Raw genomic sequence first — 16,569 nt, 5'->3', positions numbered from 1 at the left:
CACCGCGCATCGTAGCCGGCTACGCCGGTGGATTCGCAAGTTCCGGAAATGCTTGCTTCAGTGCCGAGTGCGCATTGGCCTTGTCGGCATATTCGACCGTTCGTCGGCTGCTTCTGCCCAAGCCCCTCACGATCTGTAAGGCAAGTATTGCCGATATCCATACCCGTCTCAGCTTGTAGCCTAGCCATTCCGCAATAGGTGGGCGGGCAGTCAGCTTCTTTGAGCTGGCAATCAGGCTTTTCCTGACTGTGTGCGAAATCGGCACGGACTTGTGCAATATACTTACTTGTATAGCACAGGCTGGTTCCAGCTGCATCTTGCGCAAACTCAGCGTCAAATTGATTGCGGCGTCAGCGAGAGGAAGCATCATGTTCAGGCTTCCCAAGAGCTTCTGTGCCCCTTGCGGCCAAAGCACATACGCGGCTGCGCCAGCACTGTCGCGGAATATTGGCGCCAAGGTGTGATTGGTGAGATCGAGAGGCGCTGCGCGGCCAAGCGTCTTTCGCTGACCAAAAGTCTCCAGGTTAACGCAGTCGATGTCACGCAGGGCCGCTAATGCAGCCAATATCGCCGGCGTCTCCGATGAGAGAATAGCATCATCCTCAAGAATGAGGACTGGCTTCCACCCTTTCGCGACGATTTCCCAAGCCTTCCGGTGACTGAGAGCGCATGCGACCTCTGTATCGCGCAATCGGCGAGCCCATCGGCGTTGCAGGTGCCCCATGTCTTCAGGTGATATATCGCCGACGGGTGTTGCGTCCATGAAATCGAAGGCAAGGTCAAGATGCCGCGCCTGCGAGATTTGTAGTGCACGCCTGTCCGTCGATGACACCATGCTGATGATCAAGATACGTGGCATTTCCTGCACGAAAGACATGCTCCAGTTTATCGCAACCCTAAATGCGAATGTTCTCTTGCCAAAAATGCGATGCCTATCGCTCCGCTGGATCGGCCAGATTTAAAATCTCGTGGCGTTTTCTGCAAGACAGGCGACGCCAAGAAGCGGCAGCCTTTGTGTCGTAGCTGAAGGCAACGCGGTAAATAATCATAGTTAAGCGGCTTTTAACGTTTCGAGTTCATTATCCATAGAAAGCGTATCAAAACGGCAGGGATTTTGCCCTGCATCTAACTTCTTTGGAGTGGATCATGAAAAGAAGCTTGGCCGGCATTTTCGCCGCACTGCTGATGACATCGAATGCACTGGCGGCCGATCTCGCTCCTGTCGAGCCGGTTCCGGAAATGCCGCCGGAAGTGACGGTTACCGAGGCTACCGGCTGGTACCTACGCGGTGACGTTGGCTACGGCTTCAACGATCTGCGTGGTGCGCGCTACTTCCAGGGCAGCAACGGCAACGAAGTCGGCTTCCGAAGCGCTGAGCTCGACGACAGCTTCACTATTGGCGGCGGTGTTGGTTATCAGGTCAATAGTTATCTGCGTACCGACCTCACGCTGGACTATCTGGGCAAGGCAGACTTCCATGGCTCGACGCGCGGCTCCTGCGGTGTTGCAGGTGATTGTATCTCCCGCGATAGCTCCTCGCTCACTGCATGGAATCTAATGGCCAACGCCTATGTCGATCTCGGCACCTACGGCGTGTTCACTCCTTATATGGGTGGCGGTATTGGCGGCACCTACGTGAACTGGAAAAACCTGAAGAATACGTCCTGCGATGCTGCCAACCCGGCGAGTTGCGACGACACGGTCACGCATGACGGAAAAGGCGATTGGCGCTTCAGCTATGCTCTCATGGCGGGCACTTCGATCGATGTCACTTGCAACGTAAAGGCCGATGTCGGCTATCGCTTCCTACATGTCGATGGTGGTGACATGTTCGGCTACGCACTGAACGGCGGCCCGGGCCGTGACAAGGGCTTCAACGTTCACGAAGTTCGCGCTGGCGCACGCTATCTCTTCGGTGGTTGCGAGCAGCCCGTTGCCTACGAGCCGCAGCCGGAAATTCCGCTGCAGCAGCCGGTCTACAAGTAATCGGATCGAGACTGATCTGCGAAAGCCGCCTTCGGGCGGCTTTTTTGCGTTTGCGGCCATCCGTCGCGCCTGCGTCAAAAAATCCTCAGGCTGCGACACTTCTCCGTTGACCATGACGGGCGACGTCTGTATCTACGGCGGCGGGACACCTCTCCCCAACGAGAGGCTAATTACCTGGAAGGGTATACATATGGCCACTGCCACCGCGAAGCCGGACGTACGTCCGAATAACACCCATTTTTCTTCTGGCCCTTGCTCGAAGCGCCCCGGTTGGTCGCTCGATGCTCTCTCCGACGCGCCTCTCGGCCGCTCGCACCGTGCGAAAGTCGGAAAGACGAAGCTGAAGCAGGCCATCGATCTTACCCGTGAAATTCTGGAAGTGCCGGCGGATTACCGCATCGGCATCGTTCCTGCCTCCGATACCGGCGCCGTCGAAATGGCGCTCTGGTCGCTGCTCGGCGAGCGCGGCGTCGACATGGTCGCCTGGGAAAGCTTCGGCGCTGGCTGGGTCACCGATGTCGTCAAGCAGCTGAAGCTGAAGGACGTGCGCAAGATCGAAGCCGGCTACGGCGAGCTGCCCGATCTTTCGACCATCGATTTCGACCGCGACGTCGTCTTCACCTGGAACGGCACCACTTCGGGCGTCCGCGTTCCGAACGCCGATTTCATCCCTGCCGACCGCAAGGGTCTGACGATCTGCGACGCGACCTCCTCGGCATTTGCCCAGGACATGGACTTCGCCAAGCTCGATGTTGTCACCTTCTCCTGGCAGAAGGTTCTCGGCGGCGAAGGCGCTCATGGCGTCATCATCCTGTCGCCGCGCGCCGTCGAGCGCCTGACGACCTATGCACCGGCCTGGCCGCTGCCGAAGATCTTCCGCATGACCTCGGGCGGCAAGCTGATCGAGGGCATCTTCACCGGCGAGACCATCAACACGCCGTCGATGCTCTGCGTCGAAGACTATATCGATGCGCTGCTCTGGGCTCAGAAGCTCGGTGGCCTGAAGGCGCTGATGGCGCGTGCCGATGCCAATACCAAGGTCATTGCCGATTTCATCGCTGCCAATGACTGGATCGCCAACCTGGCGGTCAAGGCCGAGACGGCTTCCAACACCTCCATCTGCCTGAAGATCGTCGACAAGGATGTCGTCGCTCTCGACGCGGACGGCCAGGCGAATTTCGCCAAGGGCCTCGTCGCTCTCCTCGAAAAGGAAGGCGTCGCCTATGATATCGGCGCTTACCGCGATGCCCCGTCGGGCCTGCGCATCTGGGCCGGTGCGACGATCGAGGCATCCGACATGCAGAAGCTGATGCCGTGGCTCTCCTGGGCCTTCGAAACGCAGAAAGCTACGCTTTCCCAGGCTGCTGCCTGAGTTGATCGCATAAGGCTCCGTCTTGATGGCGGAGCCCAGCATCCCTGATTTCATCCATCGCTGAAGTTTTTGAAGGAAGCCCCCAATGGCACCTCGCGTTCTCGTATCCGACGAACTGTCGGAAACCGCCGTCCAGATTTTCCGTGACCGCGGCGTCGAAGTCGATTTCCAGCCGCAGCTCGGCAAGGACAAGGACAAGCTCGCCGAAATCATCGGCAACTATGATGGTCTTGCCATCCGTTCGGCCACCAAGGCGACCGAAAAGCTGATCGCTTCGGCGACCAACCTGAAGGTCATCGGCCGCGCCGGCATCGGCGTTGACAATGTCGATATCCCGGCCGCATCGCGCCGCGGTATCATCGTCATGAACACGCCTTTCGGCAACTCGATCACCACGGCCGAACACGCCATCGCGCTGATGTTTGCCGTTGCCCGCCAGCTGCCGCAGGCCGATGCCTCGACGCAGGCCGGCAAGTGGGAAAAGTCGAAGTTCATGGGTGTCGAAATCACCGGCAAGACGCTCGGCGTTATCGGCGCCGGCAATATCGGTGGCATCGTCTGCAAGAAGGCGATTGGCCTCGGCATGCATGTCCTCGCCTATGACCCCTTCCTCTCGGCCGAACGCGCCCAGGAAATGGGCGTCACCAAGGTCGAGCTCGACGAGCTGCTGGCCCAGGCCGATTTCATCACCCTGCACGTGCCGATGACCGACAAGACCCGCGGCATTCTCGGCAAGGAAAACCTCGCCAAGACCAAGCCCGGCGTGCGCATCATCAACTGCGCCCGTGGTGGCCTGGTCGATGAAGCTGCCCTTGCCGAAGCCATCAAGTCCGGCCATGTCGCCGGTGCCGGTTTCGACGTCTTCGAAGTCGAGCCTGCCAAGGAAAGCCCGCTCTTCGGTCTGCCGAACGTCGTCTGCACGCCGCATCTGGGCGCATCGACCACCGAGGCCCAGGAGAACGTCGCTCTGCAGGTTGCCGAGCAGATGTCCGACTATCTGGTCAAGGGTGCCGTTTCCAACGCCATCAACATGCCGTCGATCACCGCTGAAGAAGCGCCGATCCTGAAGCCGTTCATCAAGCTCGCCGACGTTCTCGGCGCCTTTGTCGGCCAGGTCACCGACGAGCCGATTAAGGAAATCGAGATCCTCTATGACGGCGTCACCGCCGGCATGAACACCCGGGCACTCACCTCTGCGACGCTGGCCGGCCTGATCCGCAGCCAGGTTGCCGATGTGAACATGGTTTCGGCTCCCGTCATGATCAAGGAAAAGGGCATCGTCCTTTCCGAAGTCAAGCGCGACAAGACCGGCGTCTATGACGGTTATATCAAGCTGACGGTGAAGACCGACACGATGACGCGCTCGATTGCCGGTACCGTCTTCTCGGATGGCAAGCCGCGCTTCATCCAGATCAAGGGCATCAACCTCGACGCCGATGTCGGTTCGCACATGGTCTACATCACCAATACCGACGTTCCCGGCATGATCGGCTTCATCGGCACGACGCTCGGCTCCGCCGGCGTCAACATCGCCAACTTCCAGCTCGGCCGTGACAAGCAGGGCGGTGATGCGATTGCGCTGCTCTATGTCGATGGTCCGCTGAGCGATGAAGTTCTGGCGAAGCTGACGGCCAATGCGGCGATCCGCCAGGCCAAGCCGCTGGTCTTCGCGGTCGACTGATTTTCCTCCCAGGAAGATAAAGAAAAGCCCGGCGCGGAAGACTGCGCCGGGCTTTTTCGTGCGATCGGGATCAGGCGCTGATGCTGCCCGCGTCAGGTACGCGGCCCTGCGGCGTCAGACCGTCGACGGCCTGCGGCAATGTCTTCGAAAGCCGGGCGAGGAGGTCGTCCTTGTTCAGGCCGGTCGCCTTGGCGAGCTCGTCCAGAATGTCGGGGCCGAGCGCCTGGGAAAGCTGGCCGTTGTCGATCGGCTTGTTCTCTCCGGAGGAAACCCAGGAGTTTGCCGTGTCGCCGAAGCCGTTCTGCTGGAAGTGATCGAGCAGCCCGCCAAGGCCGCCGCTCAGGATGCCGCCGGCGGAATTGCCCTTGAGCAGATCGCCGAGGCCGGTGCTGGCGAGGCCGCCGAGCAGGCCACCCAATCCGCCAAGGCCGCCGGATTGTGCGGCCCCGCCACTATCCCCGCCGCCGAGAATGCCGCCGAGCAGGCCACCGAGGCCGCCATCGGCCTGCGGAGCGGCGCCGCCGGGTTGCGCCCCGGAGCCCTGCGGCTGCCCGCCGCCGGTCATCTCGCGCAGCGTCGCCGTGATGTTGTCGCGGTTCTGGTAGCCCGCAACGGCCAAAATGCCCAGCAATGCCATAAGACTTTTGCGATCCATGGTGTCCTCCCGCTGAAATCGCCAGGGCGCAGTCCGCCCGCGAGCGTGAATGCGCGACAGGGCAAAATGTTCCGCGGCTCCGGATTTTTCAACGCGCCGGGCGCAACAGACGCAGCGCGTTGATTGTTACCAGAACCGTTGCGCCGGTGTCGGCAAGGATCGCGGGCCAGAGGCCGGTGATGCCGATGATCGTGGTGACTAGGAACACAGCCTTCAGACCGAGGGCAATGGTGATGTTCTGGAAGATGTTGCGCATCGTCCGCTGCGAGAGCGCGATCATCGAGGCTACATCGCCGACGCGGCCGTGGAGGATCGCGGCATCGGCGGTTTCCAGCGCCACATCGGTGCCGCCGCCCATGGCGATGCCAATATCGGCAGCCGCAAGGGCAGGGGCGTCGTTGATGCCGTCGCCGACCTTGGCGACGGTGAAGCCTTGGCGCTTCAGTTCACCGACGATCCGCTGCTTGTCTTCAGGCATCAGCTCGGCGCGCACCTCGATGCCGAGCTGTTCGCCGATCGCCTTGGCGGTGCGGGCATTGTCGCCGGTCAGCATCACCACCTTGACGCCGCGCGCTGTCAGCGCCCTGAGCCCGGCCGCCGCATCGTCGCGCGGTTCGTCGCGCATGGCGATGACGCCGGCGATCGCGCCGTTGACGAGCAGGATCGAGACCGTCTTGCCCTGGTCGTTCAGCGCCTGGATCGCGCTGTCCTGTTCCGGGCTCAGTTGTTCGCGGACTGCGGCGGGAGAGAAGAGATCGAGCTGCTCGCCTCCGACGCGGCCAGTCATGCCCTTGCCGGCAATGGCGGCGACTTCGAATGCCGGGGGCACCGGCACCTTGTCTGCCGCCGCGCGGTTGAGGATCGCCAGCGCCAGCGGGTGGCTGGAGCTGCGCTCCAGCACTGCGGCGCGCGAGAGGACCTGCGCCTCTGTGAAGCTGCCGAAGGCGAGGATGTCGGTGACCTTCGGCTTTCCCTCGGTCAGGGTGCCGGTCTTGTCGAGGGCCACGGCGGTGATCTTGCCGAGACCTTCCAGAACGGCGCCACCCTTCAGCAGCAGGCCGCGGCGGGCGCCAGAGGAGAGCGAGGCGGCGATGGCGGCGGGGGTGGAGATAACGAGCGCGCAGGGGCAGCCGATCAGCAGGATGGCGAGGCCCTTGTAGACCCATTCGCTCCAGGCGCCACCGGCAACGAGCGGCGGCAGGATGGCGACGAGGGCGGCGACAGCGACGACACCCGGCGTATAGTAGCGCGAGAAGCGGTCGATGAAGCGCTCCGTGGGCGCCTTGGATTCCTGGGCTTCCTCGACGAGCTTGACGACGCGGGCGATGGTATTGTCGGCCGCTGCAGCGGTGACGCGGATGCGGAGCGCCGTATCGCCATTCACGGTGCCGGCGAAGACCGTCTCGTCGGGGCTCTTGCGAACCGGAACGCTTTCACCCGTCACCGGCGACTCATCGATGGCGCTTTCGCCGGAGACGATGGTGCCATCGGCGGAGATGCGATCGCCGGGGCGCACGAGAATGATCGAGCCGACGGCAAGCGCTTCGGCGGGAACCTCGCGTGTCGCGCCATTTTCCTCCAGCAATGCGCTCTTCGGGACCAGCGTCGTCAGCGACTGGATGCTGGCGCGGGCGCGGCCCGCCGCGACCCCCTCAAGCAATTCGCCGACGAGGAACAGGAAGACGACGGCCGCTGCTTCTTCGGCGGCATTGATGATGACGGCGCCGACGGCGGCGATGGTCATCAGCATCTCGATCGAGAAGGGTGTGCCGGCAAGCGCTGCCATGACCGCGCGCCGCGCGATCGGGATCAGGCCGATCAGCATGGCGACAGTGAAGGCATAGGCAGAAATCTGCGGCAGGAGATGGCCGGCCGCATAGGCGACTGCGAAAGCGATGCCGGACAGGATGGTGAGCTGGCCCTTGCGGCTTTTCCACCATGGACCGTCCATCGGCGCATGGTCGTGGCCATGCAGCCCTTCTATCTCCGCGTGGTCGTGGTCATGGTGGGCGTGATCGTGCCCGGCGTGGTCATGATCGTGATGCGCCTGAGGTGATGGGGCAGGGGCGCTCTGCTTGCCGAGCGGCATGGGAACGACGGAATAGCCGAGCCCCGTTACCCGCTTTTCGATGGCGCCGAGATCGCTGCTGCCGTCGTGGCTGACGGTCATCGTGCCCGCGGTGACGGATACGGAGACATCCTCGACGCCGGGAAGGCGGCGAACGGCCGTGTCGATCTTCGACGCGCAGGAGGCGCAATCCATGCCGCCGACGCGGTATTTTGCCTGGGATGTGTCAGCCATGATCCGGTTCCTTGTCATCTACCGGTATTCTTCCTACATCCTCTAGCGACTAGAGGTGCAAGAGGCGATCATGAAAAAAATCACCATCGGAGATGCAGCGCGCCAGAGCGGCGTCAAGGTGCCGACCATCCGGTACTACGAGGGTATCGGGTTGCTTGCTGCGCCTGTTCGAAGCGAGGGCAACCAGCGCTCCTATGAGCCCGAGGATGTCAGGCGCCTCGCCTTCATCCGCCATGCGCGCGAGCTCGGCTTCGAGGTCGATGCGATCAGAACGCTGCTGACGCTGCAGGACGATCCGCATCAATCCTGCGCCTCGGCCGATGCGATTGCCAAGGCGCGGCTGGCGGAGGTCGAGCAGCGCATCCGCAGCCTGACGGCGCTGAAGGCGGAGCTCGAGGTCATGGTCGAGGGCTGCGGGCACGGCCGCGTCGATCAGTGCCGGGTGATCGAGATCCTTGCCGATCACGGCCAGTGCACGCATCACCAGCATTGACCGGGTGCCAAGCGGCGCAAAGTAGAGATCGAACTTCCTCTATGCATCTTTTGCGCGATCCGGCGGCATAAATCTATCCGAGGCTGCTTATTAAATAAGCGATCGCACAAAGTTTATGCATCCTATCATTTTGAATTTATTCAGCTTTTTGCGTTACAACATCGCGGTCCGCTGTTTGTATCCGAAAAGACTTCATGGCCCCCACCACGACGAAGACCGATGAATTTCAAGTTCCGAACGACGACTTCCGGTCGTTGTTCGAAACCCATCCGTCACCGATGTGGGTCTATGATCCCCGGACGCTGCGCTTCCTCATCGTCAACAATGCCGCCCATGATCTCTACGGCTATTCGGCCGAGCAGTTCCGGGAAATGACCGTGCTCGACATCCGCCCGCCGGCCGAGCGCGAGCGGATGATGACTGCCGTTAAGGGGCGTACCGATATCGAGCGCGCCGAGCGCTGGACGCATCTGAAGGCGACCGGCGAGGCATTCGAGGTTCTGACATATGGCCGGGAGGTGCGGTTCGACGGCGGCGATGCCATTCTCGCCATCGTGCAGGATCGCAGCGAGGTGAATGCCGCGCGGCGGCAGGTCACCGATACCCGCTCGCTGCTCGACAGCATCGTCGACAACCTGCCGGTCGGCGTCTTCGTCAAGGATATGGAAGACGACGGCCGTTACGTGCTGTTCAACCGGCAGAGCGCGGCGATTGCCGAAATGCCAGGGCGCGAGATCGTCGGCAAGACCGATCGCATGGTGTTTCGCGACAAGACCGGCTTCTTCCGCGAGCAGGACCGGCAGGTGCTGGATGAGGATATCACCGTGACCTTCGAAGAGACGGTGCCGAAGCGCGGCGGCGGACACCGTCTGCTGAAGACGGTGAAGCGGGCGCTGCCGGCGGCGGAGGGCAGGGCGCGGCGTTATCTGCTTGGCATCTCGCAGGACGTGACCGAGGAGCGCGCTTTCGAGGCGAAGCTCGCGCATCTCGCCATGCATGACGCGCTGACCGGGCTGCCGAACCGCGCTGCCTTCGCGGATTTCATCGAGAGCCACGCGGTTGCGGCCACTGCCGAGGCGCCAGTGGCGCTGCTTTATCTCGATGTCGATCATTTCAAGCTCATCAATGACAGCAAGGGTCATGCGGCCGGCGATGCTCTGCTCTGCGAGGTGGCGAAACGGCTGCAGATGCTGGTCGAGGATGGCGATCTCGTCGCCCGGCTCGGCGGTGATGAATTTGCCGTTGTACTCAAGGGCGGCGATTGCGGCCGCACCAAGCGGTTTGCCGAGCAGCTGCTTGCCGTTCTCAGCGCCCCCTTCGATCTCGATGGCAGCAACGAGCATGTGACCTGCTCGATCGGCGTGGCGCTCGCGCCGCAGCAGGCCGGCGATGCCGATGTGCTGATGCGCCATGCCGACCTAGCGCTTTACGCCGCCAAGGAAAGCGGCCGCTCGACCTATCGCTTCTACGAGGCCGAGATGCGGCTGGAGGCGGAACGGCGCCACCAGCTGACGGCGGAGTTGCGCGACGCGCTGGAGAAGGATCAGTTCGAGCTGTACTACCAGCCGATCGTCCAGGCCGCGACCGGGCGGCTTGCCGGGTTCGAGGCGCTGATCCGCTGGCGTCATCCGGCCCGCGGGCTCGTGGCGCCGATGGAATTCATCCCGATTGCCGAGGATACCGGGCTAATCGTGCCGATCGGCGAGTGGGTGCTGCGCGAGGCCTGCCGGGCCGCCGCGTCCTGGCCGGAGCACCTGAAGATCGCCGTCAATCTCTCGGTCTGCCAGTTCCGCCACAACACGCTGTTGGCAACCGTCGTCTCGGCGCTCAGCGACAGCGGCCTGCAGCCGCAGCGGCTGGAAATCGAGATCACCGAATCCGTCTTCCTCGCCGATGTCGAGCAGAGCCTGCCGCTGCTCAGGGCGCTGAAGGAGCTCGGCATCCGCATCGCCATCGACGATTTCGGCACCGGCTATTCCTCGTTCAGCTATCTGCGCGCCTTCGCCTTCGACAAGATCAAGCTCGACCGCAGCTTCGTCGCCGGCATGGAGAGCGATCCGGGCAATCTTGCGATCATCCGCGCCGTTGCCGGTATCGGCTCCGGCTTCAACGCGGTGACGCTGGCCGAAGGCATCGAGACCGAGGAGCAGCTGGACAGGTTGCGCCAGGAAGGCTTTGCCGAGGTACAGGGCTATCTGCTCGGCAAGCCGATGCCGCAGCGCGAGGCCGAGCGGCTGATCGATGCCGAAGCGCCGCTAAAGCGCGCCGCCCACGGTTGAGATCATCGCATCAAAGGCATCCGCCGCCTTGCTGCGATAGCGCTCCTCATGCCGCAGCAGGAAGAACGGGCGCGGCAGCGGCGTTACCGCGACTTCGGCGATCGATCCGCTCTTCAGAAACGGCGCTGCGATGCTGCGCGACATCAGCGTCGCGCCCAATCCCGCCTCGACGGCGCCGATGATCGGCTCGTTGGCGGGCATCGTCAGCGCCACGTCGAGCGCTGCAAGCGTCATGCCCTTCGCCTCGATCATGCTCTCGAAGGCGTGGCGGGTGCCGGATCCCGCCTCGCGCACCACCCAGGACGTCTGTTTGAAATCGCGCACATGGCGCGGCTTGCCATCTGCCCAGGGGTGATCGCGGCCGACGATGACGATCATCTCGTCGATCGCCACCTGCCGGGCCGAAACGCCGCGCCTCTCCTCCCGCCACTCGATCAGCCCGATCTCCGCCTTGCCGTTCATCACCGCATCGGCGGTGTCCGCCGTGTTGCCGATGCCGACATTGAGCCTGATGCCGGGATAGCGGCTGCGATAGGCCGCGAGCTTCGGGCCCAGCCAATGGGCGGCGACCGTCTGGCTGGTGGCAATCGAGAGCTCGCCATGCATCAGGCCCGAGAGATCCATCAGTGCCGCTTCCGCCGCCCGGGCGCTCGCCAGCACCTGTTGCGCTTCTTTCAGGAACAGCTGGCCGGTCTGGTTGAGAACGATCGAGCGGCCGACGCGATCGAACAGCGTCACGCCATGGCGCGTTTCCAGCGCGGTGATCGCGGCGCTGACGGCCGATTGCGTCATGTTCAGATGCTCTGCAGCCCGCGTCACATGCTGGCGGGCGGCGACTTCGACGAAAATACGGAGCTGCTCCAAGGTCATATGTTCGATTTTATCGAATGAAATGACAATTACAATTCGTTGGAAGCGATTAATTGAGGCGTTTATTCGTGATGCCAGAAAGACGAGGCAAGCGGCATGACCATTCTCATGAAAATCGAAACCGACGGTATCTCCAGCGAGGGCCTGCGGATCATCCGCCATTTCACCCCAAACTGGTTTGCGGCGACAATGGGCACCGGGATACTTGGTGTCTGTCTGGCGCAGTTTCCGTCAGTCCCCGCGCTCCACAGCGTGGGCGAGGTACTGTGGATCCTGAACATCCTGCTCTTTGCGGGGCTGACCGCGATCTATGCCGCGAAATGGATTCTCTACCCCGCGGATGCGAGGCGCGTCCTCAATCATCCGGTTCTGTCGATGTTCTTCGGCTGCATTCCGATGGGGCTTGCGACCATCATCAACGGCTTCGTCATCTTCGGCGTGCCGCTGATGGGCGATACGGCGATCGAGATCGCGCAAGTGCTCTGGTGGCTCGATGCGGTGCTGGCGGTGCTCGCTGGTCTCTCCATCCCCTTTGCGATGTTCACGCGCCAGCAGCACGCAATCCATGAGATGACCGGCGTCTGGCTGCTGCCGGTCGTTGCCTCGGAGGTCACCGCAGGCAGCGGCGCGCTGCTGATCCCGCATCTTGCGGGGGATGGCGCGCAGTTCACCATGCTGTTCACCAGCTATGTGCTCTGGGCATGCTCGGTGCCGCTGGCGCTCGGTATCCTCGTCATCCTCTTCCTGCGCATGGCGCTGCACAAGCTGCCGCCGGCCAGCATGGGCGCGACCGGGTTCCTCGCGCTCGGTCCGATCGGCACCGGTGCTTTCGGTCTCGCGCTCTTTGCCGCCAATAGCGGCGGCGTGCTGGCGGCAAGAGGGCTTGGCGACCTGGCCTCCGCCATGGCCGGTGCAAGCCTGCTCGGTGCCGTGCTTCTCTGGGGCTACGGGCTCTGGTGGCTGGCGATCGCCATTGCGACGACCGCAAGCCATGCCCGCGGCGGCCAACTGCCTTTCAATCTCGGCTGGTGGGCTTTCACCTTCCCGATCGGGGTCTATGCGGTCGCTACACTGCGCCTTGGCCAGCTTCTCGCATTTCCGCTGCTGACGTGGCTTGGCGCAGCGCTGGTTGCAGCTCTCGCGATGATCTGGATCGTCGTCAGCCTGAAGACGCTGTCGGGCGCGCTGAAGGGCTTCCTGTTCGTCGATCCTTGCCTCGACACCTGAATGATATCGGGAGCCGGAGCAGTCTTTTTGATCTCCGGCTCTTTTCTATGCTGCGCTGCACCCTAGCTCCCGGGGCATGACCGACCTTGTGAACGAAATTCGCGCCCAAGGCTTCTGGCTTCCGGACTGGCTGGCAAGCACCGTCATCTTTGCCGTCGTCGTGGCGCTGGCGCTCTTCATCCACCGGCTCGCCTTCCGCCTGCTGACACGCATCGTTGCCGAGCGGGATCTCTTCTGGCGCTCCCTTGTATCGCGCCTCGAGCGGGTGGCGCGGCTGGCGATCCTGACGGCGGCGCTGTCCTTTGCCGCCACCGTCTCGCCGCTGACGGAATATCAGGCCTCGACGCTGCGCCACATCCTGCTGATCGCCTTCATCATTCTCGTTGCGGCGATGGCGCGGACCGCCAAGCATATCTGGATGACCGTCTATCTCCGGCGCTTCAAGCTGGATGCCGAGGACAATCTTCTCGCCCGCAAACACGTCACCCAGTCGCGCATCATCGAGCGGATCGCCGATCTCCTGATCGTCATGGTGGCGATCGCCTCCTGCCTGATGACCTTCGATGCGGTCAAGCAATATGGCGTCAGCCTGCTGGCTTCGGCCGGTGTTGCCGGCATTGTCGTTGGTCTGGCGCTGCAGCCGGTGCTGAAGAACCTGTTTGCCGGTATCCAGCTGGCGATCACCCAGCCGATCCGCATCGACGATGCGCTGCTCGTCGAGGGCGAGTGGGGCAATGTCGAGGAGATCACCTCCACCTATGTCGTCGTGAAGATCTGGGACTGGCGGCGGCTGATCCTGCCGCTCAGCTATTTCATCGAGAACCCCTTCCAGAACTGGACCCGCGAAAGCGCTTCGCTGATCGGCAATGTCATGCTCTATCTCGATTACAGCGTACCGGTGCCCGTCATCCGCAGGAAGGTGGAGGAGATCCTGGCCGCCTCGAAACTCTGGGACAAGCGGGTGGTCAATGTCGCCGTCACCGATTTCAAGGAGAGCGTCATGGAGATCCGCATCCTCGCGTCGGCCTCCAATTCCGGCCGCACCTTCGACCTGCGCTGCGAGATCCGCGAGAAGCTGATCGATTTCATCCAGCAGGACTATCCGCATGCGCTGCCGCAGGTGAGGGCGGTGATGGGTGGCGGCAACGGTGTGCCGCGCAGGGAGGCAGCGGAGTGAAGCCGTTCTACGCGCCCCTTGCGTGACGGGGCGTTCCTTTCTATATCCAGCGCCAATGAAAGACCGGCGGCCGACCCCGCCGGCGGCAGCACAATCCGCCGCATTTGCAGGGCAAGGCACGGATCGCTACAATCGAATTTCCTGAGCGCAGAGTTGGCAGTACCTCGTGAACACACTGGATTTTGACAAGAAGCCCGAAGACACCCGTGTCGTCGTCGCCATGTCCGGCGGCGTGGACAGTTCCGTCGTGGCCGGGATTTTGAAACACCAGGGCTACGATGTGCTCGGCATCACCCTGCAGCTCTACGATCATGGCGCTGCCGTCCACCGCGCCGGTTCCTGCTGCGCCGGCCAGGACATCGACGACGCGCGCCGCGTCTGCGAGACGCTCGGCATTCCGCATTATGTGCTGGATTACGAAAAGCGCTTCCGCGACACGGTCATCAATCCGTTCATGGAAAGCTATGTGGCGGGCGAGACGCCGATCCCCTGCGTCTCCTGCAACCAGACGGTCAAGTTCGCCGATCTGCTCGAGACCGCCAAGGAACTCGGCGCCGATGCGCTGGCGACAGGCCACTACATCCGCTCGCGGCCCAACCCGGCGCCCGGCAATCCCGGCCGCCGTGCGCTCTACCGCCCGGCCGATGCCGATCGCGACCAGAGCTACTTCCTGTTTGCGACGACGCAGGAGCAGATCGACTATCTGCGCTTCCCGCTCGGCGGCCTGCCGAAGGCCGAGACCCGCAAGCTGGCCGAAGAGATGGGCCTCGTCGTTGCCAAGAAGGCCGACAGCCAGGACATCTGTTTCGTGCCGCAGGGCAAGTATTCCGATGTCATCAACAAGCTGAAGCCGAATGCGGCGCTGGCCGGCGAGATCGTCCATCTCGACGGCCGTGTGCTCGGCCAGCATGACGGCATCCTGCATTACACGATCGGCCAGCGCCGCGGCATCGGCGTCGCCACCGGCGAGCCGCTCTATGTGGTCTATCTCGACGCCCGCTCGCGCCGCGTCATCGTCGGCCCCAAGGAAGCGCTGGAAACGCACCGCGTCTATCTGCGCGACGTCAACTGGCTGGGCGACGAAGATCTCCTGCAGGCGGCCTCCGGCGAAGGCTTTGCCTGCTATGCCAAGGTGCGCTCCACCCGCGTGCCGGAGCCCGCCGTTCTGCGCGCCGACGCCTCGGGCATCTATGTCGATCTGACCGTCGGCGAAGCCGGCATCGCGCCCGGCCAGGCCTGCGCGCTCTATTCGGCGCCCGGCGACGACGCCCGCGTTTTCGGCGGCGGCTTCATCGAGCGCTCCGAACGTGAGCCCGCCGCCGAGGCCTCGCTGAAGGCACTTCTGAGCCAGCCGGTGGCTGCATAAAATTCTTGGGAAAGGCGATGCTGCGGTGCAGCCTTTTTCTCTTTCATGTGCTTGACACAAAGCCGAGACGCTCTTAATAACCCGCTCACCGACGGGCCGAGCGCTTTGCGAATGGCTTGTTCGAGTTGTGGCTGGGTAGCTCAGTTGGTGAGAGCGCAGGATTCATAACCCTGAGGTCGGCGGTTCAATTCCGCCCCCCGCTACCAATCTTCTCCAATCAAAGACGCTATCGGCATTGACGGCTGGCACCGGCCGATTTCGCTATGTCTACCTATCGGCCTCTCCGCATAAAGCCTCCGGCCGCCGCGCCAAGCGCAATGCCGACGGCGATGCCGATTGCGGTATCTTCGAAGATCAAGGGGCCGACAGCTGCGCCTAGCGCAGTGCCAATTGCTATTACGAGCGCCATCTGCGTTCTCCAGTGATGCTCGGAGACATGGACTGATCGGTGATGGTGTCAACCGGCCAGAGGGCGCATCGGAGTCTTGGCACCGACCTGGATGGCAACGAGTTTGGCGACCAGGTGAACTAGGTTGTTGGCATCAAATCGATCTTTGAGCTTGTCGATTCGGTGCTCGATCGTGCGGGGGGAGAGGCTCAGTAGTCCCGCGATCTCTTTTGTTGTCTGCCCCTCGATCAACAACTGAATAATGTTGTCGTCGGTTATGTCAGTCTTGGCTTGCTGGGCGGGCGGGATGAAAAAGCGGCCTTCGATCAGACTCAGACACCAGGCCGGCGCGCCGTCGCATTTTTGCGGCAATATGAGGCGTTCATAGCCCAGTCGAACTCCAAGCAGTTTCGTTCTCACAAAGTCTACTGTTGGCCGACCCACCTCTCGCGCACGAGTGTAGGCCGGTATGATTGCGTCGTCCACGAATGCCCTGTCCAGCCTTTGCAGGCTGCTATCGGGAAACTCTAGTTTCATCCAATCGAGCTGATGACTTTTATAGCCGAAGTCCTTGATTCTGCGGAACCGCCAAGCATAGGGATCGTCAGCTTCCATGGTCACTATAGAGAGGGCCATCTTGATGCTGAGTTTGCTTTCCGCATCCGCATAGAGGCGCTCGGCCGGTAATGTATCGTCCGACTGAAGCCAGGTGTCGATAAGGCTCTGGCAAAGCGAGTTGAATAACGTCATACACAAATACGCCGATTGAAAGT

General features: G+C 62.4%; 14 protein-coding genes and 1 tRNA gene. 9 read left to right on the top strand and 6 right to left on the bottom strand.

Annotated features, from left to right (window positions below; translation table 11 throughout):
• Positions 1 to 19 precede the first annotated feature (19 nt).
• Positions 20 to 877 (bottom strand): glycosyltransferase family 25 protein, encoded by an 858-nt coding sequence (locus tag ACODR6_RS26495; protein WP_489025326.1) that lies wholly within the window; start codon positions 875 to 877, stop codon positions 20 to 22.
• A 269-nt stretch (positions 878 to 1,146) separates the two neighbouring features.
• On the opposite strand from ACODR6_RS26495, the gene ACODR6_RS26490 reads away from it, so the two are divergent.
• The 3 genes from ACODR6_RS26490 (at position 1,147) to serA (ending at position 5,039) form a co-directional block, all read left to right on the top strand.
• Positions 1,147 to 1,986 carry an outer membrane protein gene (locus ACODR6_RS26490; RefSeq protein WP_489025324.1) on the top strand — a complete coding sequence of 280 codons (840 nt, stop codon included), beginning with the start codon at positions 1,147 to 1,149 and terminating at the stop codon, positions 1,984 to 1,986.
• 190 nt (positions 1,987 to 2,176) lie between these two features.
• Complete coding sequence (locus ACODR6_RS26485) at positions 2,177 to 3,358, top strand: phosphoserine transaminase (RefSeq protein WP_130281936.1); 1,182 nt, start codon at positions 2,177 to 2,179, stop codon at positions 3,356 to 3,358.
• An 85-nt stretch (positions 3,359 to 3,443) separates the two neighbouring features.
• A complete protein-coding gene (gene serA, locus ACODR6_RS26480) occupies positions 3,444 to 5,039 on the top strand; it encodes a phosphoglycerate dehydrogenase (protein WP_112718873.1) in 1,596 nt (531 codons plus the stop codon).
• Between the two features lie 70 nt (positions 5,040 to 5,109).
• Here the strand turns inward: serA and ACODR6_RS26475 are convergent, their stop codons facing one another.
• Both ACODR6_RS26475 and ACODR6_RS26470 read right to left on the bottom strand, forming a co-directional pair.
• On the bottom strand, positions 5,110 to 5,694 hold the full coding sequence (locus tag ACODR6_RS26475; protein ID WP_413710191.1) for a YidB family protein: 585 nt from the start codon (positions 5,692 to 5,694) through the stop codon (positions 5,110 to 5,112).
• 88 nt (positions 5,695 to 5,782) lie between these two features.
• Entirely contained in the window at positions 5,783 to 7,996 is a 2,214-nt protein-coding gene (locus ACODR6_RS26470; RefSeq protein ID WP_489025322.1) for a heavy metal translocating P-type ATPase, read from the bottom strand.
• A gap of 70 nt (positions 7,997 to 8,066) precedes the next feature.
• Between ACODR6_RS26470 and ACODR6_RS26465 the strand changes: the two genes are divergently transcribed.
• Together ACODR6_RS26465 and ACODR6_RS26460 are read left to right on the top strand one after the other, a co-directional pair.
• Complete coding sequence (locus ACODR6_RS26465; RefSeq protein WP_112718876.1) at positions 8,067 to 8,489, top strand: MerR family transcriptional regulator; 423 nt, start codon at positions 8,067 to 8,069, stop codon at positions 8,487 to 8,489.
• 194 nt (positions 8,490 to 8,683) lie between these two features.
• Entirely contained in the window at positions 8,684 to 10,768 is a 2,085-nt protein-coding gene (locus tag ACODR6_RS26460) for a putative bifunctional diguanylate cyclase/phosphodiesterase (RefSeq protein ID WP_489025320.1), read from the top strand.
• On the opposite strand, the gene ACODR6_RS26455 is transcribed toward ACODR6_RS26460, so the two are convergent.
• Positions 10,745 to 11,638: a LysR family transcriptional regulator gene (locus tag ACODR6_RS26455; protein WP_489025319.1), complete on the bottom strand. Its 894-nt coding sequence runs from the start codon at positions 11,636 to 11,638 to the stop codon at positions 10,745 to 10,747. The genes ACODR6_RS26460 and ACODR6_RS26455 overlap by 24 nt on opposite strands.
• Before the next feature lie 96 nt (positions 11,639 to 11,734).
• On the opposite strand from ACODR6_RS26455, the gene ACODR6_RS26450 reads away from it, so the two are divergent.
• The 4 genes from ACODR6_RS26450 to ACODR6_RS26435 all read left to right on the top strand — a co-directional run bounded on the left by ACODR6_RS26450 (position 11,735) and on the right by ACODR6_RS26435 (position 15,614).
• Positions 11,735 to 12,865: a TDT family transporter gene (locus ACODR6_RS26450; RefSeq protein ID WP_489025318.1), complete on the top strand. Its 1,131-nt coding sequence runs from the start codon at positions 11,735 to 11,737 to the stop codon at positions 12,863 to 12,865.
• A 76-nt stretch (positions 12,866 to 12,941) separates the two neighbouring features.
• Positions 12,942 to 14,042 (top strand): mechanosensitive ion channel family protein, encoded by a 1,101-nt coding sequence (locus ACODR6_RS26445; protein ID WP_489025316.1) that lies wholly within the window; start codon positions 12,942 to 12,944, stop codon positions 14,040 to 14,042.
• Between the two features lie 166 nt (positions 14,043 to 14,208).
• Positions 14,209 to 15,408: a tRNA 2-thiouridine(34) synthase MnmA gene (gene mnmA / locus ACODR6_RS26440; RefSeq protein WP_489025314.1), complete on the top strand. Its 1,200-nt coding sequence runs from the start codon at positions 14,209 to 14,211 to the stop codon at positions 15,406 to 15,408.
• A 129-nt stretch (positions 15,409 to 15,537) separates the two neighbouring features.
• Positions 15,538 to 15,614 (top strand) — tRNA-Met (locus ACODR6_RS26435).
• A 65-nt stretch (positions 15,615 to 15,679) separates the two neighbouring features.
• Here the strand turns inward: ACODR6_RS26435 and ACODR6_RS26430 are convergent.
• A complete protein-coding gene (locus ACODR6_RS26430) occupies positions 15,680 to 15,817 on the bottom strand; it encodes a glycine zipper domain-containing protein (protein ID WP_489025312.1) in 138 nt (45 codons plus the stop codon).
• Positions 15,818 to 15,865: 48 nt separating this feature from the next.
• Complete coding sequence (locus ACODR6_RS26425) at positions 15,866 to 16,546, bottom strand: helix-turn-helix domain-containing protein (RefSeq protein WP_489025310.1); 681 nt, start codon at positions 16,544 to 16,546, stop codon at positions 15,866 to 15,868.
• Positions 16,547 to 16,569: the final 23 nt, after the last annotated feature.

This window comes from Rhizobium sp. FG96 (assembly GCF_057808655.1).
Note: the sequence above shows the minus strand (reverse complement) of the source record. Positions and strands in the feature narration are given on the sequence as shown.